At 69.9% G+C, this 23,841-nt stretch carries 29 protein-coding genes and 1 pseudogene; 25 read left to right on the forward strand and 5 right to left on the reverse strand.

Translation table 11 applies throughout. The features are described from left to right. The 12 genes from AB0389_RS35065 to AB0389_RS35120 all read left to right on the forward strand — a co-directional run. The coding region (locus tag AB0389_RS35065) for an RRQRL motif-containing zinc-binding protein (RefSeq protein ID WP_366399614.1) at nt 1-354 on the forward strand (354 nt) is incomplete at its 5' end. Nucleotides 355-404: 50 nt separating this feature from the next. Continuing rightward, nucleotides 405-1,388: a hypothetical protein gene (locus AB0389_RS35070; protein WP_366399615.1), complete on the forward strand. Its 984-nt coding sequence runs from the start codon at nt 405-407 to the stop codon at nt 1,386-1,388. A 95-nt stretch (nt 1,389-1,483) separates the two neighbouring features. Then, on the forward strand, nt 1,484-1,993 hold the full coding sequence (locus AB0389_RS35075; protein WP_366399616.1) for a hypothetical protein: 510 nt from the start codon (nt 1,484-1,486) through the stop codon (nt 1,991-1,993). Beyond that, entirely contained in the window at nt 1,990-2,241 is a 252-nt protein-coding gene (locus AB0389_RS35080) for a hypothetical protein (RefSeq protein WP_366399617.1), read from the forward strand. The genes AB0389_RS35075 and AB0389_RS35080 overlap by 4 nt, the downstream gene beginning before the upstream one ends. A gap of 104 nt (nt 2,242-2,345) precedes the next feature. Next, nucleotides 2,346-2,870 carry an AAA family ATPase gene (locus AB0389_RS35085; protein WP_366399618.1) on the forward strand — a complete coding sequence of 175 codons (525 nt, stop codon included), beginning with the start codon at nt 2,346-2,348 and terminating at the stop codon, nt 2,868-2,870. A 330-nt stretch (nt 2,871-3,200) separates the two neighbouring features. After that, nucleotides 3,201-3,998 carry a hypothetical protein gene (locus AB0389_RS35090; protein WP_366399619.1) on the forward strand — a complete coding sequence of 266 codons (798 nt, stop codon included), beginning with the start codon at nt 3,201-3,203 and terminating at the stop codon, nt 3,996-3,998. A gap of 291 nt (nt 3,999-4,289) precedes the next feature. Then, complete coding sequence (locus AB0389_RS35095; RefSeq protein ID WP_366399620.1) at nt 4,290-4,961, forward strand: GGDEF domain-containing protein; 672 nt, start codon at nt 4,290-4,292, stop codon at nt 4,959-4,961. Then, complete coding sequence (locus AB0389_RS35100) at nt 4,958-5,410, forward strand: hypothetical protein (RefSeq protein ID WP_366399621.1); 453 nt, start codon at nt 4,958-4,960, stop codon at nt 5,408-5,410. The genes AB0389_RS35095 and AB0389_RS35100 overlap by 4 nt, the downstream gene beginning before the upstream one ends. 78 nt (nt 5,411-5,488) lie before the next feature. After that, nucleotides 5,489-6,028: a WhiB family transcriptional regulator gene (locus AB0389_RS35105; protein WP_366399622.1), complete on the forward strand. Its 540-nt coding sequence runs from the start codon at nt 5,489-5,491 to the stop codon at nt 6,026-6,028. A 76-nt stretch (nt 6,029-6,104) separates the two neighbouring features. Next, a complete protein-coding gene (locus AB0389_RS35110; protein WP_366399623.1) occupies nt 6,105-6,884 on the forward strand; it encodes an HIT domain-containing protein in 780 nt (259 codons plus the stop codon). Beyond that, the gene (locus AB0389_RS35115; protein ID WP_366399624.1) at nt 6,884-7,513 is read left to right on the forward strand and encodes a hypothetical protein; all 630 of its coding nucleotides are present in this window, start codon (nt 6,884-6,886) and stop codon (nt 7,511-7,513) included. Before AB0389_RS35110 ends, AB0389_RS35115 begins: the two co-directional genes overlap by 1 nt. 100 nt (nt 7,514-7,613) lie before the next feature. After that, entirely contained in the window at nt 7,614-7,790 is a 177-nt protein-coding gene (locus AB0389_RS35120) for a hypothetical protein (RefSeq protein ID WP_366399625.1), read from the forward strand. A gap of 257 nt (nt 7,791-8,047) precedes the next feature. On the opposite strand, the gene AB0389_RS35125 is transcribed toward AB0389_RS35120, so the two are convergent. Further along, nucleotides 8,048-9,064, reverse strand: coding sequence for a ParB/RepB/Spo0J family partition protein (locus tag AB0389_RS35125; protein WP_366399626.1), 1,017 nt, complete (start codon nt 9,062-9,064; stop codon nt 8,048-8,050). Then, nucleotides 9,061-10,209 carry a ParA family protein gene (locus tag AB0389_RS35130; protein ID WP_366399627.1) on the reverse strand — a complete coding sequence of 383 codons (1,149 nt, stop codon included), beginning with the start codon at nt 10,207-10,209 and terminating at the stop codon, nt 9,061-9,063. Before AB0389_RS35130 ends, AB0389_RS35125 begins: the two co-directional genes overlap by 4 nt. Nucleotides 10,210-11,099: 890 nt before the next feature. Between AB0389_RS35130 and AB0389_RS35135 the strand changes: the two genes are divergently transcribed. The 7 genes and pseudogenes from AB0389_RS35135 to AB0389_RS35165 all read left to right on the forward strand — a co-directional run bounded on the left by AB0389_RS35135 (nt 11,100) and on the right by AB0389_RS35165 (nt 18,091). Next, nucleotides 11,100-11,288, forward strand: coding sequence for a hypothetical protein (locus AB0389_RS35135; protein WP_366399628.1), 189 nt, complete (start codon nt 11,100-11,102; stop codon nt 11,286-11,288). Nucleotides 11,289-11,997: 709 nt separating this feature from the next. Continuing rightward, complete coding sequence (mobF, locus tag AB0389_RS35140; protein WP_366399629.1) at nt 11,998-13,905, forward strand: MobF family relaxase; 1,908 nt, start codon at nt 11,998-12,000, stop codon at nt 13,903-13,905. A 125-nt stretch (nt 13,906-14,030) separates the two neighbouring features. Beyond that, nucleotides 14,031-14,225, forward strand: coding sequence for a hypothetical protein (locus AB0389_RS35145; RefSeq protein WP_366399630.1), 195 nt, complete (start codon nt 14,031-14,033; stop codon nt 14,223-14,225). A 569-nt stretch (nt 14,226-14,794) separates the two neighbouring features. Continuing rightward, nucleotides 14,795-15,181 carry a hypothetical protein gene (locus AB0389_RS35150; RefSeq protein ID WP_366399631.1) on the forward strand — a complete coding sequence of 129 codons (387 nt, stop codon included), beginning with the start codon at nt 14,795-14,797 and terminating at the stop codon, nt 15,179-15,181. Between the two features lie 1,263 nt (nt 15,182-16,444). Continuing rightward, nucleotides 16,445-17,134, forward strand: coding sequence for a DUF402 domain-containing protein (locus tag AB0389_RS35155; protein ID WP_366399632.1), 690 nt, complete (start codon nt 16,445-16,447; stop codon nt 17,132-17,134). 295 nt (nt 17,135-17,429) lie between these two features. Beyond that, nucleotides 17,430-17,714, forward strand: coding sequence for a hypothetical protein (locus tag AB0389_RS35160; protein WP_366399633.1), 285 nt, complete (start codon nt 17,430-17,432; stop codon nt 17,712-17,714). Nucleotides 17,715-17,792: 78 nt separating this feature from the next. Continuing rightward, a pseudogene (locus AB0389_RS35165) lies at nt 17,793-18,091 on the forward strand (hypothetical protein). A 3-nt stretch (nt 18,092-18,094) separates the two neighbouring features. Here AB0389_RS35165 and AB0389_RS35170 read toward each other — a convergent pair. Beyond that, nucleotides 18,095-18,370: a DUF6207 family protein gene (locus tag AB0389_RS35170; RefSeq protein WP_366399634.1), complete on the reverse strand. Its 276-nt coding sequence runs from the start codon at nt 18,368-18,370 to the stop codon at nt 18,095-18,097. 92 nt (nt 18,371-18,462) lie between these two features. Between AB0389_RS35170 and AB0389_RS35175 the strand changes: the two genes are divergently transcribed. The 3 genes from AB0389_RS35175 to AB0389_RS35185 all read left to right on the forward strand — a co-directional run bounded on the left by AB0389_RS35175 (nt 18,463) and on the right by AB0389_RS35185 (nt 20,720). Beyond that, complete coding sequence (locus AB0389_RS35175; protein ID WP_366399635.1) at nt 18,463-19,011, forward strand: hypothetical protein; 549 nt, start codon at nt 18,463-18,465, stop codon at nt 19,009-19,011. 249 nt (nt 19,012-19,260) lie between these two features. Then, nucleotides 19,261-19,620: a hypothetical protein gene (locus tag AB0389_RS35180; RefSeq protein ID WP_366399636.1), complete on the forward strand. Its 360-nt coding sequence runs from the start codon at nt 19,261-19,263 to the stop codon at nt 19,618-19,620. Between the two features lie 77 nt (nt 19,621-19,697). Then, on the forward strand, nt 19,698-20,720 hold the full coding sequence (locus AB0389_RS35185; protein ID WP_366399637.1) for a YaaC family protein: 1,023 nt from the start codon (nt 19,698-19,700) through the stop codon (nt 20,718-20,720). A gap of 123 nt (nt 20,721-20,843) precedes the next feature. On the opposite strand, the gene AB0389_RS35190 is transcribed toward AB0389_RS35185, so the two are convergent. Then, entirely contained in the window at nt 20,844-21,056 is a 213-nt protein-coding gene (locus AB0389_RS35190; protein WP_366399638.1) for a winged helix DNA-binding protein, read from the reverse strand. Next, nucleotides 21,053-21,298 (reverse strand): hypothetical protein, encoded by a 246-nt coding sequence (locus AB0389_RS35195; protein ID WP_366399639.1) that lies wholly within the window; start codon nt 21,296-21,298, stop codon nt 21,053-21,055. Before AB0389_RS35195 ends, AB0389_RS35190 begins: the two co-directional genes overlap by 4 nt. Before the next feature lie 117 nt (nt 21,299-21,415). Here AB0389_RS35195 and AB0389_RS35200 point away from each other — a divergent pair, with 117 nt between their 5' ends. From AB0389_RS35200 to AB0389_RS35210, 3 genes are all read left to right on the forward strand, one after another. Continuing rightward, entirely contained in the window at nt 21,416-21,952 is a 537-nt protein-coding gene (locus tag AB0389_RS35200; RefSeq protein ID WP_366399640.1) for an AAA family ATPase, read from the forward strand. Nucleotides 21,953-22,365: 413 nt separating this feature from the next. After that, nucleotides 22,366-22,986 carry a sigma-70 family RNA polymerase sigma factor gene (locus AB0389_RS35205; protein WP_366399641.1) on the forward strand — a complete coding sequence of 207 codons (621 nt, stop codon included), beginning with the start codon at nt 22,366-22,368 and terminating at the stop codon, nt 22,984-22,986. A 209-nt stretch (nt 22,987-23,195) separates the two neighbouring features. Next, a complete protein-coding gene (locus AB0389_RS35210) occupies nt 23,196-23,378 on the forward strand; it encodes a helix-turn-helix domain-containing protein (RefSeq protein ID WP_366399657.1) in 183 nt (60 codons plus the stop codon). The last annotated feature ends 463 nt before the right edge of the window (nt 23,379-23,841 follow it).

Here is a 23,841-nt window from a genome sequence, read left to right on the forward strand (position 1 = left end):
GGGCAGGAACCCGCTCGTCGTAAGCGGCGCCCAGAGATGCCGACGCGCGGGTTCAGCAACGTCTTCGTCCGAGATTTCGCGAACCCGCCTTCTTTAAGGATCGGCGGACAAGAGCCCGCCGCGCAGATCCTGTGCCGCAACGGCCGCCGGTACGCGTACCTCTACCGGACCGCCCTCGCGAAGCCCGTACGGCCGATGACCCTCGCCAAGGAAGCGGCCCTGGACCGGGCGATGGCCGCCCGCCAGACCTGCCCCGCCTGCGGCATCCGGTACGAGTTCTGCCTCCCCCTCACCACCCTCGGCAGCTGCTTTGGCTGCTCGCCCGAGGCCGCACCGGCGCCCGCGGCCGCCTGAACCCGCCGCACCCCACGACACCGCACCGCTGAGCGAAGAAGAGCTTCTCCATGCCCACACGCAAAATCGCCGCCGAGAACACCGGCCCCGTCACGATCGACGCGAGCCTCCTCGGCCACGGCGGCACCATCACGGTGCGCGCCGAGGCCGACTGCGAGCGCGCCACCCTCACGATCACCACCACCGACGAGAACGGCACGGCGGCCGACGCGGTCCGCGACGCCACCCTGCGCCAGTCCGGCACCGGCGCTCCCCGCGGCCGGCCGTGTTGCCGCCCGGCCCCCACCCCGGGCCGGGGCGGTGACACCACCGCCCGCCCCGCGCCCGCACATTCCACCCCTTCACCGAGCGCAACCGACAAGAAGGAGCAGCCCACCGTGACCGCAGCCCTGCGGCAGACCGCCGCCACCATCGCCAGTTCGCTGATCGAAGGCGTCAGCGTGGCGGCCGCGCTGGCCGGCGGCGCCATCGGCGCCTACATCGGCCACGAACTCGCCCCCGCCGCCTGGTCCGGCGAGAGCCGCCTCCTGGCCGCCGGAGCCGTCGCCGTTGTCGGAGCGATGGCCGTCGACGGAATCACCGAACTTCTCCTGACCCCGCTGCGCCAGCTGACCCTCAACCGACGCCGCGCGAGTACGAGTACGACGGTTCCGGCCCTCGCGGTCTCGCTCCCCGACGGCATCAGCAGCATCGCCGCAGCCGCCGCCGATGACGCCGCCACGCAGGCCGCACAGGCCGTCAGGCTCAGGCTGGACCGCTCCGGCACCCGATCGGCACTCACCTCTCCCGAGCGCTGGACCGGCTACGAGGACGGCCACGCCTCCTTCTGCGTCGCCCCCGGCATCCAGCTGCACTTCGCCGCATCCGACGACAGCTATGGCGGCAGCAGCAAGACCTTCACCCTGCTGACCTCCGAGCACGACGCGCCGGTCACCATCACCAGCCTCGCCCAGCTCCACCAGCACCTGACCGCCCGCGCCGCCGGCCTTTCCACCGCACGCCCCGCCGACGACCAGGCCCTGCACACGGTCTGACGGCTCCCCGTGCCGCCCCAACCCCTTGCCCGGGGCGGGGGCGGTGCGGAGGACCGGACAGCCCGGCCCCACTTCGCAGGCAAGGAAACCCGCGCATGCCCTACCCCAACGCCGCCGTCTTCGCCGCCCTGCTCGGCCTGGGCCGCGCCGGTGCCGCGCTCGGAGACTTCTGGGTGCAGAACGACTTCTGCGCCCGTGTGAAAGGTGCCACCGACCAGACGCCCGTCACCTACGAGGACCCCGAGAGCAAGAAGAAGACGACCCACGGCACCGCCGACGGCAGGAAAGCCTGCCTCCACCATTGCCTGACCTACACCGCCACCCAGGCCGCCGCCGCCGGGATCGGCGCCCGCGCCCTGGGTATCCGGATCCACCCCGGCGCGGCCGCCGCCGCCCTCGCGCTCTCGGGGATCACCCACTACATCGCGGACCGCCGCGTGCCGGGCGGCGTACTGGAGACGCTCGCCGAGAAGACCGGCAAGGGCGCGCTCTACCGGCTCGCCGACCACGGCCTCAACGGCGCGTTCCACCTCGACAATTCCTGGCACCACGGCTGGGAGACCCTCGCCGCGCTCATCGCCACCACCAAGGCCACCGCCCGGTGAACCGCACGCAGTACGGGTATCTGATCGAGCGGATCGACAGCGACACGCCCGAGCCCATGAGCCGCGGCCACATCACCGTCGGCGCGGACACCACCCCGGCCGCCCTTGCCGAGGAACTGGTCCAGCGCAACCGCGGAGAGCACTCCTACTACAGCGGCCCGCGCCGCTGCTCGGTCTGGGTGTTCGACCCGGCCGACTGGCTCGACCTGCGGGGCGCGCCCGACGGCGCTCAGCACTACGACCTCTGACCGCACGTATGTCCGGGGCGGCCGCAGCATCGGCAAAGGCGCGGCAGGCCGCCCCGGACTCTCCCCACCGCAGACTCGAGACCGAGATGAGGAGCACCACCAGCATGACCGATCCCACCCCCACCCCCACCACGGACGCGATGCCCATGCCCCACCCGGGCACGCTCGTGGTCCTGGTCGGAGTCTCCGGGAGCGGCAAGTCCACCCTGGCCGGCCGCTACCCGTCCAGCTGGATCGTCTGCCTCGACTCCTACCGCCTCGCGGCGACCGACGACATGACGGACCAGTCCTCAACGCCCGTCGCCGCACAGATCCAGAGGCTCCTCCTGGACGCCCGCCTCGCCCGCGATCTCACCTCGATCGTCGACTCCACCAACGTGCAGCGCCACGTCCGCGCCGGGCTCCTGGCCCGCGCCCGCTACTGGCAGCGCGACAGCACCGCCGTCCTGCTCGACATCCCCTTCGACATCTGCGAACGGCAGAACGCCACCCGCACCCGCCGGGTCCCCTACGACATCCTGCGCGCTCAGCACGAACTGCTGCCCACGGAGCAGGAGCTGATCGGCGAGGGCTTCACCGACGTCGTACGCATCACCTCCACCGACGCCGCGCCCGGCTTCGGCCGGTGAACAGGACCACTCCGCGGGCTGCCACACCGTCCACCCAGCGCCGGTGATCCGAGCGTTCCGGTCTCCGTCGACGTCCAGTTCTGACGAGTCACTGTGCCGCCCCGGCCCCCGTTCGGCCGGGACGGTGCGGTATCCCGTCAGCCGCCGATCTCCGGAAGGAGCCCCGTGTCCCTGCCCCGTACCGCCGCCCCCGGAGGACGCGATCCGCCGGATTCCACCCCCGTCCAGCAGACCGCCGCCCGTATGGACGAGCCGCACGGCTGCAAGAACCCCCGCCGCTGACCCAAACACCCCTCACCCTGCACGTTCCTGACCGACACGGAGGATTCCATGGCACGCAGCACCCGGCCTCTCGTCCACTACATGGCGACCCGGCCCGACGGCACCCTCCCGCCCACCGACGTGTACCTCGCCCGGTACTACAGCGACCAGGGCGAGACCATCCCGACCGTGAACCTCGCCGACCACATCGGCGAGAGCGTCGACCACCCCAGCCCCGGCCAGAAGTGGTACACCGACAAGCCGTTCTCGTACTTCCACATGTACACCCGGCCCGGCGAGATCCTGGAGCGCATCGAGGAGGGCTGGCCGGTACGGCTGTTCGTCGTGGAGCCGCTCGGTGAGACCGGCAACTGGGGCGGCGACAACTACCCGTACTGGCTGATGTCCCAGCAGATCCGCGTCGTAGAGGAGACCGAGGCGTGGCGTGCGTTCGGTCACCGCGGCGCGCAGACCCTGGCCGTCCTCGCCCAGCTGCCCGACCTCGCCCGGCAGTGGGCCACGGAGTGGGCCGCCGACCCCGAGGGCACCCGCCGCACGTACAAGGCGTGGGAGACGCGGGTGGACCGCACCCGGGCGCTGACCTCCTGGGCGTCCTGCCGAGCGGAGTACTCCCGCCGCGAGGCCGGCCTCCAGGCGGCCAACCAGCTCGCCGGTGACGCCGCCGGGCAGGCCGCGACCGAGTCCGGTGCCGACCCTCACGCCGTCGCCCTGATTCAGCTGCGGGCTCGCTGCCTCGTCTCCGGGCAGCTCATGTTCGACCGGATCCGCACCGGCGAGTACGAGCAGTCGATCCGCGGCCTGCTGCTCGGTGCCGGACTCGACACCCCGGCCCCCGTCCCGGCCTGACCACCCCGCCGACGTTCTCGGCGCCGCCCCGGCCACCGGCCGGGGCGGCCTCCAAGGGCGATCGCATCTGCGGTTCGGCATCGAGATGGCTGCCTGACGAGAGGTGAGTTGAGCGCATTCTGTGCCGTCCCGCCCTCTGGGCCCCGCAGAGGCCGGGACGGTCGCAGTGGCCCCTCAACACCAAAAGCGAGGCACACACACAAAACCCCGGGACGGACACGCACGGCGTCCAAACCAGATGCCCGTCCCGGGGCGCCCCATCCCGTACGAGACGAGAGGGAGACCCTCAGTATGAACTCCGTCCTGCACACGACGGGCCGCTTTGGCCCACGCACCCTCCTGATCACCACCGCAGCCGTCCCACTGACCGGCTGGGCGGTCCACGCCGTCTCCCTTCACCGTCGGCTGACCACGGCGCAGCGCGACTCCCTTACCGGCCTGTGGCGCCGGGGCGCATTCGAGTCCCGCGCGCAGCGGCTTCTGGACCGCCACGACGCCGTCGTCCTGATCGCGGACGTCGACCATTTCAAGCGGCTCAACGACAACGTGGGCCACGCGGCGGGCGACCGCGCGCTGGCCGTGGTGGCGTCACGGCTCACCGAGTGGGCAGGCCCACACGGCGTGGCCGGACGCCTCGGGGGCGATGAGTTCGCCGTCGTCACACGCATCAGCCCCCGCCACCGGGACCTGCGGATCACCCAGCTCGGCACTCTCCTCGCCCGGCCGGTGCTCGTCCACACCGAGCACTTGGCCGTCGGAGTCTCCGTCGGCGCCGCCAGTACCCAGGTCCTCGGCACCACGGACCTGTCCACCCTTATGCGGGCCGCCGACACCGCGATGTACGCGGGCAAACACGGCGGCATCCCCGTCCAGGCCCGCGCCGGCACCCCGATCGCGCCCAGCATCAACGGCCGCCGCGCCGGACGCCCCGGCACCCACGCGCCGGGGAGGTCCGCCGCATGAACCCGCTGACTCCCGAGACCGTCCGGGCCATCACCATCCGCCAGCCCTGGGCCACCGCCATCGCCCGCGGCACCAAGCGCGTCGAAAACCGCACCAAACCCTGGACGTGGCGCGGCCTTCTCCTCATCCACACCGCCAAGGCCGTCGACCGGCCGGCCCTGCACGACCCGATGGTCGCCACCGCCGTACACGGACACGACCTCAAGACCGGCGCGGTGATCGCCGTAGCACGCCTGACCGGCTGCCACCCCGACTGCCACACCACCCCCGACGGGCCGTGCAGCCCGTGGGCCCAACCCGGCCTGCACCACCTGGTCCTCACCGACGTCCAGGCCCTTTCCCTGCCCGTGCCCTGCATCGGCGCGCTCGGACCCTGGCGGCCCCCGCAGACCGTGCTGGACCAGATTCGCCTCCAGCTCCCCGGACTCACCCCCGGTACCGGCAACTGACCACCGGCGCAGCCTCCGCCCGGGGGCTGCGCCGGCACCTCTTCTTCCTTGCTCCGCCTCTCACGTCAGGAGGTCACCATGAGCCACACCACCGTTCCCTTGCACATGCTCGCCGACCCGCGCATCCCCTTCCCGAGCAGCGCCACTGCGACCGCGTGCCAGCCCGACCCGGCACGCTTCGTCCACGAGTACGGCGCCGGCGCCGACGACCGGGCCCGTATCGAGCAGGCCAAAGCGGCGTGCACGGCCTGCCCGCTCGCCGTTGCCTGCCTGAAATGGGCGCTCGCCAACGAGAAGCTGACGCCGACCGGTATCTGGGCAGCGACCACCGCACGCCAGCGCACCGCCCTCCGCAAGACGCTGGTTGAACGGCTCGGACCCGACTGGGCCGGCGCCGGCGCCGTCGCCGCCCGCGACCGCACCCGCGAACAGCGCGACCGCGCCCGCCGCCTGAACCCGCCGACCGTACGCGACCGCGCCCTCTCCGCTCTGGAACACGAACGCATCCCCACCCGCCCCACCCCCTACGAGCCCTGGCGCGAGCCCATGACCCCCGCCCGCCAGGCCCACAACCGACGCCAGCTCCTGGCCGCCCTCACCACCAAAACCGCGGCCTGACGTTCACCACCAAACCCCCGAAACCCCACCGGCGACGCCCAACTCGATCCCGCAGCAGCATCTTCTTGGAGACCTCGTGACCCCTGACGTGTTCATCGACTCCTACGGCGCCCGCTGGCAGGACGCTCCCCCGCCCCGCTACCGCGCCGCCGTCCTCTCCATCAACTTGACCGACGCGCTGCTGAACCCGCCGGACGACCCGGCCCTCGCCGACACCGTCGCCCACCAGACCGGCCGCGACGCCGGCGTACGCAACTACGTCCTCAACACCCCCGGCGCGACCCGCATCATCACCGACGCCCTCCACGAACTCACCGCGCTACGCACCGCTGCCAACGGCCGCCCCGTCCAGCTCCTGGTCAACTGCTGGTACGGCCGCCACCGCGCACCCGCCATCGCCGACGCCATCGCCCACCGGATGCAGGAAACCGGCGCCGACGTCCACGTCACCCACCACCACATCAACCGACCGCCCGTCCCCCGCAAACACCCACGCCCCGACTGCCCGTTCTGCCGGATCATCCACAACGGCGCGCCCGCCACGATCGTCCACGAATGGGCCGACGCCCTCGCGATCGTGCCCCGCAGCGGCGGCTGCACCGACGGCCACCTTCTAGTCCTGCCCCGCGGCCACGTCGCCGACTTCACGACCGACCCCGTCGTCTCCGCCACCGTCCAGCTGCGCGCCGCCGAACTCGCCCAGCAGCTGGGCGGCCAGTGGAACTACCTCACCTCCTGCGGTGAAGCGGCCACCCAGACCGTGTTCCACCTCCACGGCCACCTCGTCCCTCGCACCGCCGGTGACGGCCTCGCCCTCCCCTGGACCCACCCCACCCGCAAGCAGGAGGCCAGCTGATGAACCACCGGACGCACCCCGCCGTGGACGGCCACGCCGACGCGATCCTCGGTACCGTTTTCGACCATTTCACCCGTCGCATCACCGACGTCACCACCCGACTCGCCGCCCACGGAATCCCGCTCACTACGACGACCGACGTACCGCCCGCCGACCCCACCGGTCCGTGGACCAGTACGTTCCCCATCACGGTCGACCGCTCCACCCTCGCCTGGTGCACCGCCGCCCAGATGCTCGCCGACCATCACCGCACCGGCATTGACCGCCAGGTCCTCGCTACTGACGCCCTGCTGCGCGAGCTCGGGGTCTGCGGCCTTGCCGACCTCCACTCCGACCTCCACCACGGCGCTCCCGTCGACTACCGCTTCACCCGCTGCCCGTACTGCTCCGGCATCGGCAAGGACCCCACCCAGCCGACCTGCGGAGAAGTCGGCTGCGCACCATGGCTCGAGTTCGCGGGCCACGACCACATCTGCCCGGTCTGCCGGGGCGACGACTACCAGCCCCAGTGGGTCGCCGAAGAGCAGATGACCGAACTGGAGGAACTGCTCGCCGACGCCATCAAGGAGCGCGTCTCGCTCCGCTCCCGGCTCGTGACGTGGCTGCGCCGCCCGGAGCTGCATCTGTGAGTGCCGGCTTCGGAGCGGTCACCAGCGCCACTCACCAGTAGCCGCAGAGAACACAGAGCGCCGTGCCCGTCTCCCGCTCGGGCACGGCGCTGTCCGGTACATGAAGATGCTCTTCCTCGTTCGCCACGCCGAATCCATCGAGAACGCCACCAAGTACACCGGCTTCTACGAGAACCCCCGTCCGTGGACCGGTCCGGCCGCGCATGCCCTGTCCCGGGACGTGGTCGGCCTGACGCCCAGTGGCTTCCCCAGTGCCTGTGGCTACGCAAGACGCTGAGGGACCTGACCGGACCCGACCCGGCGATTCGCACCTCGCAGCACCGCCGCGCTTGCCGTCCGGCTGCCGAGCCCGGCGCCGTCCCAGTCACCGCCATGCGGTACCCAGCCGAAGCGGCGGCTGCCGCCATCCCACAGTCCCGACCACGACTCCCCTGGCGGCGGCTTTGGCGCACTGATCCACCGCATCCGGACCAAAAAGGCCCGTGCTTCAGGAAGCACGGGCCTTTTTGCGTTCTGCAGGACGTACTGATGCCCCTACGAGACGCTCGCCTCTGACTCCTTCGAGTTGTACTGAAGGAGTAGCGCTGTGAGTTTCCGGCGGTTGATGGGGTCCATCCGCGCGACGATCTGCTCACGCATCAGTTCCGGGTCATCCCACGGGACAGAGGGCTCGGTATCTTCATCGCTCTTAACCGGGTTAAGGGGCCGTGGCGTCGTCTCCGTCTTAACCGGGTTAAGGGGCAGAGCTGGTGACGGCGTCTGGGTCGTGGACTGGGGAGGCACTGGGGCGGGCTGATTACTGGTGGAAGATCCGCGCGGTTTGCGCGGGGCCTTAACCCGGTTAAGAGCCTTGTCGGCTTCCTCGCGTTGCTTCCCGGCGGGCAGGCGTCCGATGCGCCGCCCTTCCTTCACCTTCAACTCACCCGTCTCAACCTTCTTCTGAAGGTCTGGGGTCAGCTCCAGGAGTGCCAGACGCTGGGACACCCAGGCGCCGGATTTACCCAGCCGCTTGGCGACGTTCTCCTGAGAGCCGTGCTTGGCGAGCAGATCCTCAATTGCGTGGGCCTGATCGATCGGGGGCACGTCCACACGGTGGATGTTCGCGATGAGTCCCGCTTCCAGCATGTCCTCAGCACTGGCGGCGAGGTCGTCGTTGACATCGATCCGCAGCTCCGCCAGACCAGCCTCAGTGGCGGCGGCCAGGCGCCGGTTACCGTCGATGACGACGTACTCGGCCTCACCGATGTCCGCTTCCTGTCCGGGATGTACGGACAGGAAAGCGGCGCGGCGAACCACGGCGACGGGCTGGAGCTGCCCACGTTCCTGTAGCGAGGCCGCCGTCTCCTCGATCTCGGTCAGCTGCTCTCGCGGATTGAACGGATTGTGCGCCAGGAGCTTCAGCTCTACCGCCGCCGGCGGACGCTTTCCCTCGCCGCTGATGATCTGCTGCCGCGTACGGACGCGGCGTGGCGGGGGCGTCTCGCCGCTTGAACCGTTGTCGTCCATGCTGAAGCCGCGGGTGATGCGCTGGGGCTTACTGCTGTTGCTCATACCGCCAGTTCCTTCGCCAGGTCGCGCATTGCCTGCGCGTGCTCACTGTTCGGTGCGTACTCAAGCAGAGGGATCTCTCCGTCTGCGGCCTCGCGGCCCTCTTTCAGATCGCCGATCACGGCCAGGACAGCGGGGGAGGTGCTGAGCTCCCACTGGTCCTTGTTTTCCTTGACGAGCTTTCCGCGACGGCTGTCGTAGGCGTTGACGACCAGACCCAGATAGTCGACCTGAATGCGGCCCTTCACGCACAGGTCGTCCTTCTGGGACTTGAGGAGTCGGAAGGCACGGTGGGATGCCTTGTTGGCCCACACCGGCGTGATGACCCCCGAACGGTCGGCGAGCTCGCCGTCACGGCGACGTACGTAGTAGAGCGCCGTGTCCATGTTCAGACCGAGGCTGGGCGGGCCGTCGATGATGATGACGTCGTAGTCACTCTCCAACGGCTCCAGGGCGCGCTCGAGTGCGGCCTCGCTGAAGGAGACCTTCGAAAGGGCGACGTCACGGAGAAAGGCATCGTCCGAGGCGGGCAAGAGATGGAGTCGCTCACCGAAGCGCTCCTGATCCAGCCCGACCAGCAGATCATGAATGTCGCCCTTGGCTGTGCCGTCCATGTGCATGAGGAGCGTCTCGACATCCTCTTCGTACATGACGTCCTCGAAGCCGAGCTCTGCGGTGAGGTGCCCCTGCGGGTCGTAGTCGACGATCAAGACCCGGCGGCCAGATTCGGCGAGAGCCTGCGCCATGCCGCTGGAGATGAACGTCTTCCCGACGCCGCCCTTCTGATTGGCCACTATCACCCGTACGACGGGCTGAGCGGTCAACGGGGAACTGGGGGAGGGATGCTTCTCCAGCCAGAGAGTCACTGCCTGCGCGAGGCCTTGCACGTACGTGACGCCACGCTCAGTGCAGGCAGCTTTGAACGTGTCCGGTTCGCCTGTGGGCAGAAAAGTCCCCCAGGTCTTCGCTCCGTCGGTGTTCACCTCCGGCACATTCGTTGCGGCGTACCAGGCTTTGATGGCGTGCTCCGCCGCGTCCTGGATGTCCATACCGTGCTCGAACGCGCGGATCTTCAGGTGACGTCGCAACTTCGGTGTGAGCGAGGTGATTAGTTTTTCTCGATCGCTGCGTGGACTTGGGATGCTCATGTGGCCGAATATTACTAGGTCACTCTCCGACTCGGACCCGACACGCAGCAGGGAATGCCCGCCCCGCAATAAGACGAAGTCCCGCGCCCTCACGTCAGGGGAGCCGAGGACGGCATGGTGGAAGCGACGGCGCTGTTCGGGCGGCCTCGCATATGGACCGCCTCCGGGACTATGAGGAGAAGAAGTCGTTACGCGCTGCTCGCGCTGGCGGGGGTTGGTTGTTGGGTTGGCGCAGCGGCCCCTTTTGCTTAAGGCCGAGGGCGGTCGTCTGTACCCGGTTGTGGTCTGTCGCGCTACCGGTTGCATCAAATGGCCCGAACCTGTGTGACTTTGAGGATCTCGCTCAATAGATGGGGCCTATGCTCGAACGCCTCTGCCCGTCGTTGTGCCCGTGTCCTGTTAGCGGTGCGTTCGGTGGGTAGGAGGGATAACAGGCGTGGGTTGCCATGTCTGACGAGAGCCACCGCTCCCCGCTCCGGCCAGAGAAGGAGGGGGCGGTGGCTGATCCCTCCTTCTGCAGGGCTGAGTGATGTCGGTAACACCAGGTGGCGTCCGCGGCGGACGGTGCGTCACTCTTTCGGTATCACCAGCCTGTTTCGCGTGTTGACGTATCGATGGGCAGCCCGATGGGGCTTTGGTGAGAAATAAAACGTTTGTCTGCCTCTGTGGTGAGCGGCCGGGCATTCTAAAACGCAGAACGTCAGTGCGCGGTTCCCGCGCCGGGTGATGAGCTGTCGAACGGGAGTTGCCGCCGTCTGCGGCCCCGTGCATGCTGGCGCTCCCAGCGCACGGTGACCTTCTGGCCGGAGCAGCCAACCGCTGGTCATTCTCGTCAGACATCGCCTGATGGCACCCGGTGCACGTCAGACAGATCCCGGAGGAGTACGCCCGTGGCGTTCGACCTGCCCACTAACCCCCCTCCCGATTCGCCCGGAACCAGCCCGGACGACGACCGTCACGCACTTCACCTGCGTATCGGGCGGCACTTCGAACTCAAGCTCTACATCTCGCCCGTCGTACTGACCGCAGTGCTGGGCGGCAGCGGTTTCACCGCAGTCATCGCCTTCCTCACGCGGTAACCGCACGGCGCGGAGGGCCGGTTCCTGACGCAGGACCGACCCTCCGCGAGTTCTGCCCACCACTCAGGGACCGGTGAAGATGTCGTGGCCGCCGATGCGGCGCCAGACGATGTGCTGCACGCCTGGACGGCATGAGGTCCCGTACTGCCAGGTGGCGCGTCCCGCCGGGCCGGTGCCCGCGGACCAGGTGAGTTCGTAGATGCCGGGGAATCCGCTGATCTGCTTGACTGGTGGAGTACGGCGCGGAAGCGTCCGTCGGCGCGCAGGTCGTGGACGAAGGCGGTGACGGCCCGGCGGAACCGGCGGCGCTGTTCAGGGGTGAGGCGGCGCAGGTCGTTGTCGAAGCGAGTCATGGTCTCGTAGGTCGGCACGTCGGTCCTCCAGGCAGCAAGAAGCCCCCGGCACTGCCGGGGGCGGAGAGTCGGTGACGTGGTGCAGGGCGCGGCGTCTTTAGCCGCTGGGTGGGGGAGCGGTACGTAGTTAGGCGCTCGTTGACGGTGGAGTCGTCTACTGGCGGTTTTCGGGGCGTGTGAGGCGCGTGTGACGGGGTGGCCGCGCAGCATTTACATGGCCCGGGTGGTGTCCGCCGGGCGGGCGCGGTGCCGCCGGAAACGCCCGCCGTACGGGATCGGCCGTGGAGTTCCGGTGAAGTCTCCCGCCTCACGGGATCGCTCTTTTTCGCAGGTCAGAGCCGGTGTCCCCTGTGGGGATGCTGAGTGTCGCGAAGGTCCAGAGGCGTAACGCCTGGCGCTACTACGTACGCGGTGTCGCCTTCGGTGACGGCCGCCGTCCGGTCGGCCAGTCCCTCAAGGCCGCCCAGGAGACGGCCGGCCTCCCGCCGGGACGGTGGCTGGGGCGCGGCTTGGCCGCGCTCGGGCTGACCGAGGGCGCGGAGGTGTCCGAGCGGCAGATGGAGCTGGTCTTCGGTCAGGGCCGGCACCCGGACGCCGACCGCATCGAGAAGCACCTCTTGGACGACGGCGCCGACGCGGACACCGCGCGCCGGGCGACCGTGCTCGGGCAGCCGATCGAGGAGATCGAGGCCCGCAAGCAGACCCCGCTGCTCGCCCTCGACTTCACCTTCCGCCCGCAGGCGTCCCTGATCGTGCTGTGGGCGCTGGGGGACGACCAGACCCGCCGGGTCATCGAGCGGGTGCACGAGCGGGCCGTCGCCAGGGCGCTGCGCTGGCTTGAGGACGACGTCGCGGAGACCCGGTGGTCGTCGGGCCGCGGCCGCGCGAAGACACCGGCCCTCGTGGTCGCGGCGTTCCGGCACTTCGACAACCGCGACGGCTTCCCGCTCCTGCACGAGCACTGCCTGATCCTCAACCGCGTGCAGCGCCCGGACACCGGCGGTGAGCCGAAGTGGGGCGCGCTGGACACGACCAAGCTCTACAAGAATGTGGTGGCCGCCGGGACGCTCTACACCCTCGCGATGACGACCGAGGTGTGCGAGGAGCTCGGGTTGGCGACGGTGCCCCGGGAGGTGACGCCGGGTCTGCGCCCCGTTATGGAGATAGCCGGTGTCGACTCCGAGCTCATCGACTGGTCGGCCACCCGCCGTCAGCAGATCGAGGACGTCCTGGAGGGCCTCACCTACAAGTACGCGCAGAAGCACGGGCGGCTGCCCGGTGAGAAGGCCCGCGCCGGCCTCGGCTGGTGGGCGGCGCAGGAGACCCGCCGCGAGAAGAAGACGCCGCGCCCGCTGGATCAGCTGCTCGCGTGGTGGAAGGCGTCCGCGCTGCTGAAGTTCGGCCAGCAGGTAGTTGACGGGCTGCTGCACCGCTGCCGCGTGGCGGGTGCGGCGATCCGGGCCCGGGTGGACCCGGTGGTGGACATCGCGCTCGCCGCCGTCGACGTCGCCGCGGTCGTCTTCACCGTGCGCGGCAACTTCACCCGCCGCCACGTCCTGGCCGAAGCCCGCCGGCACCTGCTGGAGACCCTGCGCGGCCACGAGTTCACGCACGGCCTGGACGACTACATCGCCAGCCGCGCCCTGTTCGACCACGGCCGCCAGACCACCGTTCCCCAGCCCGGCCGCCGGGCCCTGGCCGCCGACCAGATCTTCTACACCGCCGACTTCCCCGAACCCGACCCCTGGTGGATCGCCGGGGCCGGCGGCAAGCCGCCCCGGGAGTCGTCGCGCTACGAGCGGGCCCGGGTCGCCAGCCTCGCCGTACGCAACGCGATCCGCGCCGCCCGCACCGCGGCCGCCGGGCGGGACGACGCCCCGGCCGCGACGGCGTCGGCGGCCGCGCACGCCGAAGCCCAGCACCACGACCCGGCGTCGGACCCGCCGCACGCCGTCGATCATTCCGGCCGGGGCGCCACCCTCACCCCGGCGCAGCGGGCCGCCGCCGTCCACGCCCACCAGCAGGCCGCGATGCCCGAGGAGTACCTGGAGGGCCGCACGACCGACGCAGGGACGTGGCTGCGTACGCCGAAGAACCTGGAGCGCCTCGCCGAATTCACCCGCGCGGCCAACGCCCGCCGCCGCGCCTACGAGGACAAGAAGCCCCCGGCTGAGCCCGATGCCCCCACCGACGGCCGCCGCCAGGAGCACGAGCAGCAGCACCAGCAGCCCGGCCACGGGCAAGGCCCCGGCCCCTGGCCGTGACCGCCCGCCGGGACGCACCACAAAAGCCACCGCGCCAGCACCCGGGACGCGACCGGCGCTCCGGCTTGGGAGACGCCAGGGCGCGGCGAGAGTACGGGGACCGCCCCCGTGAACGAGGAGGAACCATGGTCGACCTGATCCTGATGCAGCTCTCACCGGAGCAGCGGGAGCGCCTGGAGCAGCTTGCCGACGCCAGTCGGCTGCGGACGGCGCACCCGTCGCCGAAGCCGCCGCCGGTCCGGCGCCGCTCACGGCAGTACCCCGGCGGCCGGCCGAACCCGTGGCGCGCCGCGCGCCTGCGCCGCCGCTACTGGTGGTGAGTGGACACGGTGGACTCCACCACGCACCCGGTGGGCGAGATGGACGATGTGACGCTCGGGAGAGTGGAGCCCATCGTGGGGATCCGCCCGACGGGGGTGGAGTCCACCGCGGAGCGCACGGAGTGGGAGTGGACTCCGCCGGGACATCGGGTGGACTCCACTCCGGCGCATCCGGCCGGTGGGAGGTGCGGGACATCGAGGCATCCGGTGCGCGCAGACCGCAACCGGCACACCGCACCACCGCACCGCACCGTGCGCACGGGAATGGCCGCCACTCCCGTGCGCACGGTGCGGTGCGCTCTGCCCGGTGGTGCGCTCCACCGGGTGGGAGTGGACGCCACCGTGCGTACCGGTGGAGTGGAACGCACCACGGTGGTGCGCACCGGGCGGTGAGTGGAGGCCATCGTGGTGCCCACTCGGTGCGCACCGCCTGGTGTGGAGTGCGGTGCATCGCGCGCAACTCATCGCGCCGTACGGCGCGCCGTACGCGCACCGGTGCGCTGCTGCCCTGGACGTCCGGTGTGCGTGGTGCGCCTCGGACTCAGGAAGGTGGGCTCTACGATCCGGGCGTGGGACAGACCCCGGCACAGATGGCCGCGAAGGCGGCACGCGGGCAGCAGCCGAAGAAGCGGCCCGGCAAGGCGCAGCGCGAGGCGATCAAGCGGGCGCAGGCGGCGAAGAAGGCAGACTGCGGGAAGCCGGCCGCGAACAAGGCCGTGCCGCTGCCGCGCGGTTCGCTGCGGGCCGCGTACGGCGGCACCTGCCTGGCCTGCTCGAAGGACTACGGCAAGGGCGAGGCCATGGGCATCCCGGCTGTGCGCCTCGGAGGGGATCGGCGGCTGAGCGGGAGTTCGCCCGGAACAAGGCCCGGATCGAGGCCGGTGAGACGTCCGCGGCCAGAAGCCCTCGGACTGCGGATCGGCTCCTCGCCCTCCGGTACTCGCCCCGCCCGCTGAACTCCGGCCGGACGGGTGTGGCGTCGCCCACGGACAAACCCGTCCGGTCAAGGGGCAGTCAAGGCGAAAACGGACATCAGCTGGCGGTGGCCGTCAGAGCGCGGGCAAGGGGGCTCCATACGGTCCGGCGTGTGGGGTTCGATGGCACAGGTCATCCGGCAACGGAGCGCCGGGGCCGCCGTATGCGCGAGCCGACGGTCCACGCCGTTGAACGCCCCGGCGGTTGATTCCGCAGAGAGTTGCACGGACCGGTCACGACCGTGACGTGCGCGTTGACCGAACGCGGGAAGCCGATCGGTCACGCCGATGACCTGCCTGACAGCCTGACCGGTCATGCGGTTGGGCAAGCCCAAGGCTTACCTGGGCATGCCACCATTGAGGGGGCTTGCCCAGGTGTGAGCAGCCGGGGTTCAGACTGTTGGGTCGAGAGCGCGGTCGGGTCCATCCGCGATTTAGCCCGGGAGGACAGCCCCCGAGAGCACGCGCCGCGGCCCCCGCAGCTTGCTCTACAACTTGCCCTACAAGTTGCTCTACAACTTGCCTTTCAACCTGCCTCACAAATTGCCCTACAACTTGCCCCCAGGTCAGGCGTCGGGAGCCGTGGTCAAGGGGTCTGACCTGCATGTCAACGGGTCCCGGCAGGCCCCGCCGCGCGCCGACTACTTCTCTCAGAGGGGTCTGGAGAAGTCAGACCCGTACCGAAGCGTCTGCCGCGGTTCTCTTTCGAGTTCCCTTTCGAGTCCTCTTCGGAGTCCCGTTCCGAGTCCTCTTTCGGGTCCCGTTTGGGGTCCCCATGCTCCTCCACGTAACTCGGGCGAACGTGCAGATCAGCGGCCCGGACAAGGGGTCCTGCGGGCGCCGACTACTTCCCTCAGAGGGGTCTGTGCGAAGCCGGACCCGATGCCGACGTCCGACGCGGCCCGATCACAGGCTTGCCCACCCCGGCCGGGGCGAGTCGGGCCGGGCGGCGTTGGTCACGGCCTGGCCCGGAGTCTCCCGTCGCGGTTATGGGCGACCGATGGCCGGTGGCCGGTCGGCGGGGAGGGGAGTTGCATTGATCGGTCACGGCGGCTGACGTGCGGTTTGACCGATGGACCGAGGAGATCGGTCACGCCTGCCCTGGTGACCGATCCGTCGGGCGGGCAAGCCGAAGGCTTGGCTGGGCAAGCACCCCCGGACGGAGGCTTGCCCACCCCGGCCGGGATGGGCTGAGGTGGGCAAGCCGGGCCGGACAGCACGGCCCGGACCGGAGAAGGGGACGCGGTGCGCGGATTCGAGACGGGCCAGACGGTCGTACGGCGCGATGTCCACCGCTCCGGCCGGGTGTGGAGCGAACTGGCCCTGCGGGTCGTCTCCGACACCGGCGAGGCGCTGGTGACTGCCTGCGCACCCGGAGCGCAGGCTCGCTGGCCCGCCCTGTACGCGCAGGCCCGCGCGGAGGGGGACCGGGCGGTGCGTACGGAGGCGTTCGACGCGATGGCGACGGGGGAGTGGGAGCTGGCGGCCGGGGTGTGGCAGGAGACGGACCTGCTGCTGTGGAAGCCGCCCACAGCCTGGTTCAGCGTGAACGCGTTCTTCGTCCCGGACAGCGGCGGCGGGCGCCGGCTGCGGAACTGGTACGTGAACTTCGAGCACCCCACCCGCCGCACCGAGGACGGCTTCGACACCCTCGACCTCACCGTGGACCTGGTCGTCGCGCCGGACCTCACCGGCTGGGAGTGGAAGGACGAAGACGAGTACGCCCACGTACGCCGCCTCGGCATCGTCTCCGACGCCGAGCACCGGGCCGTCGACGACGCCCGCGGCGAGGTCCTGGCGATGCTCACCGCGCGCTCCGGCGTCTTCGCGCAGGCGGAGCGGTGGGCGGCCTGGCGGTGGGAGCCGGCCTGGCCCACGCCGTGCCTTACCCGGCCCACGGCAGCCGCGGAGAGGGTTGTACCGGGAGGGGGCTGAACAGTTGCCTGGAGAGTTGCTTGCGGCGGGGGACCGAAGGTGTGACCGGCAGTGGGAGCCCGGCAAATCGGACACCGCGCCCGTTGTCCCTGGTCAGACCCCGTGGGCAAGCCTGTCCGCGCCGACGACACCTCTTTCCCACGCGATAGCCGTGGGGGAGAGGTCTGCTCCCGCCCGGGGCCGGCGGCCAGGACGCGACGCTACGAAGTCGGTGCTCTACCTTCCCTCCCGCCCGGTCCTGTGACCGCGTCTCCAACCGGGAGACCAGCGCGGCCGGGCGGAAAGGACCGTCACCATGACCCTCATCGAGCCCGGCCTGTACGTACGCGACGGCTTCGCCGAAGGGCCGCTCGCCGACGCCGCGCTGTCCCGTGCGGCCCGCGCCGGACGGCTTCTCGACGAACTGCAGGAGCAGGCGCCCACGCTGACCGACGGCCAACTGCGCGACGGCGTGCACTGGGCGCTGCGCCGCTTCACCCAGGAGCAGCCGCCCACGTGCCAGGTCGACAGCATCACCGCGCTGATCCGCCGAAGGGTGCGTATCGACTGGACCGTCCCCGACCGTCTGCCCTGCGCCTGACGCCCGCCCCGCGGGAGGGGCCGGACTGTCGGGCGCCGCCGGCCTCACGCTGTCGGTGGTGGCTGGGAGGCTGGCCGGATGAACGCCGATGACGAGCAGCTGCTGCGCGGCCGGGTGTACGGCCAGGACCACGACCATCCCAACCCGGGCCCGCTGCCGCACCAGACGTACGCCGTGCTGGTCGGCGGCCCGCTGGACGGCCTGCTGCTCGACATCACGGGATGGCGGCCGGAGGAGATCGAGGACGGCGTCGCCCTGATGACCGAGCTGGGCGGTGGCCCGGTGGCCGCGCGCTCTACGACCCGCGCCCAGGCAACCCCCGCATGCCCGGCCCGGGTGTCAGCTGCCGTTTCTACTGCTCCGGCGACACGCCCTGAACCTCAGGTCGGCCCGGACGCCCCCTGCGCCGAGCGGACCGGGGCCGAAGATTGCGGGTTGATTGCCTGGTCGTTCGGTGTCCGGCGCCGGATGTCGGCGTAGACCCGTGCCCGGACGCCGGGTTCGGCCGGCTCCCGCCGGACCGGTACGAGGCCGGAGGTTGCCCACATCCCGTCCAGCGCGGTCATGACCGCGACGACGGTGGCTTCGTCCCTGCCGGTGATGTCCAGAACCACCAGCCCGGGCTCCATGATGTGCTGCTCGCTGATCTTCTCCATGCCGTTGCCGACGGCGTCGGCCCGGGGGCTGGTTCGCCGGCAGTCCTGTTCCCACCCGTACGAGCGAGCCCCGCATCCTGGCGCGGGAAGGCATGCCCGGCACTGTGGGGGTGATGCAGGTGCTGTGCATACTGCTGGGCATGACGTCCTCGCTCGCCGCCCGCCTGCATCTGCTGGTCACCTGCATGCTGGTGGCGTGCGCGACGACCGGCGGTGCCTGCCTCGGTCTCCTCTTGGGCGGATGGACGACGGCCGTGGTCGCCGCGGGCGCGGCCGGACTCGGAGCGGGGATTGGCTCGTTCCTCGCCCGCCGCCGAATGAGGGCCTTCCTCCAGCCCGAGCCCGATACCGTCATGGCAGACGGCTACGCGGAGGGGATCGCCGACGCCGTCCTCATGAGCATCACCACCTACCAGGCCGCGGTCTTCCCCCTCATCCCCGATGGGGTGAGCGACGAAGAACGGGACGCCCGCCGCACTGTCGCCTACCGGGTGACCGCCTGCGACGGCCTGCCCCGGGCCGTACGGGTGTCGGCGGCCGAAGCCCTCGAAGCCGTTGACCAGGGCCTGGACGCCGACCTCGCTCACGCCGCGATGCGAGCACTGACCCTCACCGTCTACGAACACCGCGACGTCCGCTGACCCAGCATCAGGACGAGACCGACGTCGGCAGCCGGGCAACTCGGGTCGCCCGCAGATCGGGACGGCAGACTTGCTTCCCATCGAAAACGGGCGACAACGACGACGCCCTGACCCTGCTGCGCGCACTGCGCAACGAGGTCCTCTGGATCGGCTGACCCGGAAGGGTTCGTACAGGGCTGCCGGTGCGATCATTTTCAGCGTCGGATCGTTGAGAAGACCAGGGGACTTGTCTCCCGGGCCGCGCCCGGAGTGGAAGCAGCGGCTGAGCTGGCGGTCGAGAGTGCCTGTCATCTCGCCGACGCCGTCACCTCCACGGCCTGGAGCGAGGCGGTGGCCGAAGACGCCCTCGACACGATCGAAATCCTCACCACGGCCCTGTCCCAGATCGGCCCGGAGACCGCCAAGGCGCTCGCTGCCGTGGCGGCGGCCACGACCGCCGCCTGCCGCCAACTCGGTCTCCCCGTAGGCCCCGGCCCCGGCCTCGATGGGATGAAGCCGGCGCTGCCCGTGCCGCGTACCGGACAGCAGCCGGCTGCCGGGGTGTCACCCCGGCAGCGGCCAAGGCGTCGTCTCGGGCCCGGTTTCCAGGGCATCCGCATGGAACGCTGATCTCGGCGACGGTCGCGCGGGCGGGCCCTGTTGAGTTCCCTGCGGGGTCAACTCGGCAGCGAGTAGCGTCCTTGGTCATGTACAGCGATCTCGATGCCGACGAGGCGTGGGAGCGGTTGCGGGCCAGCCGCTCGAATCCACCGGCCAGGGCCAACACCGGTGCCCGCCGAAAGACTTACTCAGCAGCCCTGGAGCAGACCGGGCAGATGTTCCGGGCCGCTGCCGTCGTGGACCCCGCCACACGCCCCCTGCAGGTTTTCTACGGCCTCAGCCAGGCCGGCCGTGCGATAGCTGCCGCCGCCTGGTCCATCAAGGGCGTGGACTGGCGCCTCATTTCCCACGGGATCAAGGCCACGGGGTTCGACCGGCCCTTGCCCGACATCGAGATCCGCACCGACCCACCCGGTACCCAGGGCAGCTTCGTGAAGGTCAGCGAAGTGCTCGACTCCCCGGTGTGGGAGACGGCCCCCGTACGCCTCGAGGACATCTGGGACCTGCTGCCCACGAACCTCGGCTACCCCCTCACCAGCAGGGACCGGTTCACCCCCTTGTACACGGACGAGCGCAGCGTCGGCGACTACGAGCACGGTCTGCTGAGCGTCCCGGTATGTGACATCCCGGACCGGGTAATCGACGCCGGCACCCGCGAGGCGCTCGCCGACTTCCTCACCGCATACCCAGCCCTCGCCAAGCACGAAAGCTACGTGACCACCAGCGCCCTCAGCTACGGGGCACTCCCGGAGTACAGCCGCTACCAGCACGGCGGCGGCGAACTCCAGGTCAACTGGCTGATGCCCCAGAAATCGGCGACCTCAGCCCAACGGCTGGAGTACCTGCGGGCCATGACACGCGGCTACTCCAGACGCCGGTACTTCCTGCCGGTGCTGCTACCGATGAAGCGGGAGCTGCATCCCCTGATGGCCTGGTGGGCCGTTCTGTACGCCCTGTCCATGCTCGCCCGCTACGAACCCGCAGTCTGGGGCACGCTCATCAGCGTCGACAACAGCCAGCACGCAGTCCCGATCGAACGCCTCCTGGAACGCGCCATCAACCATCTCCCCGCCCTTATCGCGGACACCATCGCTGAGGTGAGCGCCTGATCCAGCATCAGCAGCGCAGCTGGCCCGAACAGCCGCTCCGTTTGCTCCGGCTCAGGACATGCTCGACTTCGGTGACTCCCCGCGCGCCGATGCCCCGGAGGCGCGGCGGCCACGCCGGTCGGCCTACCCGAGGCGGACAGTGCGCCAGTGCCGACCGTCGCGGCTGATCAACCTGAGCCGCTCCAGCTGCTTCAGCTGATAGGCGACCGAGCTGGTGCTCGACAGGCCGACTCGTTCGCCGATCTGCCGGATCGACGGTCCCTCGCCGTGCTCCACGATCCACTCCCGGATCACCCGCAGGATCTGAAGCTGCCGCTCGCTGGGGTGATCGCTCACGATGTCGCCGTCTCGGACCGGCGTGCGTGCGCGCGGGCCGCGCGGCGCAGCTCCACCCGGACAGCCGGTGACCGGGCGGGCCCGGCGGCGAGGAACGGGTGACGGGCGATGGCCTCGGACAGCCGCAGCAGCCGGCGCCGCAGCACCGCCGCATCACCTGCACGCGCGGCCAGCGCTTCGTACGTACGGATCCACTCCAGCTGCGCCTGGAGCAGGTCCTCGGGAAAGGGTGGTGGTGCCATAACCGCAGTAGAGCATATGTTCGATTTTCGGCGCCATCGCCACCCGAGGGACTCCAGTCCAAAGGGGAGGGAAGAACCAGTCACCAGCGGTGTTCCAGGGCCGGTAGCCTCGCCCGGGTGAAGGTAGGCACCGACGTCACGAGGCTTGTCGTCCTGCGCGGCAACAGTGCCTCGGGCAAATCAACGGTCGCGGCCGGCCTGCGGGACCGCTTCGGCCGTGGTCTGGCCGTGGTCGGCCAGGACAACCTCCGCCGCGTCGTCTTGCGCGAACGCGACCGCCCCGGTGCCGCGAACATCGGTCTGCTCGACCTGACCGCCCGCTACGCCCTGGACGCCGGCTACCACGTCGTCGTCGAAGGCATCCTCTACGCTGACCACTACGCCACCATGCTCACCCGACTGCGCGCTGACCACCGCGGCCCGACACACGGCTACTACCTCAACGTGCCGTTCGCCGAAACCCTCGCCCGCCACGCCACCAAGCCCATCGCGGACGACGTCAGCGAGGCCCAGCTGCGGGACTGGTACCGGCCGTTCGACCTTCTGCCCGATGGCATCGAGACGGTCATCGGCGCCGACAGCACTTTGGAAACGACCGTCGACCGCATCATGCTCGACACCGGCCTGGCCGCTCTTCCTCCGCTGGAACGCTGACCAGCGCGGCGCCCTGGAGGATCTTGTAGGACGTTGGGTGCGAAGCGGAGTGAGCGACATTCGGATACCAGCAGTCCGGACTTCGCACAGGGCCATGACTCCGGTCCCCGTGATCGAGGCGAGGAAGCCCGTGGACAGAAAACAATCTTGCTGGCGAAGGCAGCGTTTCTGCCGTCCCGTTCGATTGAAGGGTGTGAACACCTCGATAGGGCATTGGATGAGCGGGGCGTGGCCGGTCGCGCAGCAACCGTGGTTCTGGGCGGCTTTGTGTCTGACTCCTGCCCTTGCGGCAGCCTCCGCTTTCCTGGCCGAATGGCAGCGCAGAGCGACTCTCCTCGCGTTGGTGCGAACGGCTCCGGCCGGCACGTTGGTGGTCCAGGAACGTAGTCGAGGAGGGCCCGCCATGCAGGTACATGTCGGAGGCATTGGAGACGAAAGAGGGGGAGAACGGTGTGACGCAACGAGGTACGGAAGACGCGGAGCATGTGGCCGATCTATGGGAGCGAGAGGCAGCCGACCTGCTCCGTTACGCGATGGTACGAGTTGGCAATGATCAAGCCGCCGCTGAGGATCTCGTGCAGCGAACATTCCTGGCGGCGTTCCGGACGTGGCCGTCACTCGCAGGCCGAGAACCCGATGCACAGCGCGGGTGGCTCCGCAGCGTCTGCCGCAACAAGTGGATCGACGGCATTCGACGGGCGAACAACCTGGAGCAGCTGCAACCCGATCTCAACCGCCTGTTCGCGTGTGTCGCACCTGATCCCGCCGATGTGGTCCTCGCCCGCAGCGATCTCGACCGCTGTTGGCAAGTGATCCAGACCTTTCCTCCGCGACGCAGGCAAATCGCCTTGCTCTACTTCATTGAGCAGCATTCGGAGATGCGCATCGCGGAGATGCTGGGCCTTCACCCCTCAGGAGTCCGCAAGCACGTAGCTCAGGCACGGAAAGACCTACGCTCGGTCATCGGCGGCATTTCCACCGAGGGCACACCAGAGACAGCAACTCCGCAGACGGGAGAGGGGGAACGGACATGACGGACGAGCGCAGCTCCATCGACGTAGACACCGTGATCGGCAACGCGCTTCACCAGATTGAAGCCGCCGTGACCATTGATGAGGAGAGCCTGGCCCGGGGGAAGCAGCGGCTGCTTGGCTGGATGGCAGAGGCCAACGCCGCCCCGACGCCGTCGTGGAGCACCGAGGGCTGCGACGCCGGAGGCCCGAAAGAACGCCCTCTCAACGAGGTGAAGTTCTTGACTGTCGCGGAGGTTGCCTCGGTGATGCGCGTATCCAAGATGACGGTCTACCGGCTCGTCCACAGCGGCCACTTGGCTGCGATCCGCGTCGGCCGGTCCTTCCGGGTACCAGAACAAGTAGTCCACGAGTACCTGCGGGAGAGCTTCGTCGAATCGTCCGATCGACCGTAACCCTGTTTCTTCCCAGACGTGCTTCTGCCCTCCGCACTTCCTTGAACGCACGGATGGAGGGACGAGCTGATCGAGCGCTGGGAGACTTGAGGTTTGTGGGTGGCCACCGGAAAGTCCAGGTACGCGGCCGAGCGAGTCTCGGCCCGTGGCCATATCGGCTCCCGGTGGACGGCCAGTTCATCACCGAGTGCAGTCGATTTACCGGGGCTCATCCAGGCAGAGAGCGTCGCGGCGTGCGCGAGGCGGTACGCGACCTCGTGGACGGGCGGGGCCGGCCACCGAGTCGGTCGGCGATCGACATCGCAACTCTCGGTCTGAGCGTCGTCCCAGGTAGCAGCCCCGCCAGCCGATGCCGTTCGCGTGTCGGGCGACGCTGCCGCGCTTCCTGGAAGGCTGCTGGCGGCCGCCCAAGGGCTCGTCTGCAGTCCGATGGCCCCTGGGCGGGGCGAGCGCGGTGACTGAT

The sequence above is a fragment of the Streptomyces sp. NPDC093109 genome (genome assembly GCF_040701725.1).
Classification (GTDB): Bacteria; Actinomycetota; Actinomycetes; order Streptomycetales; family Streptomycetaceae; genus Streptomyces.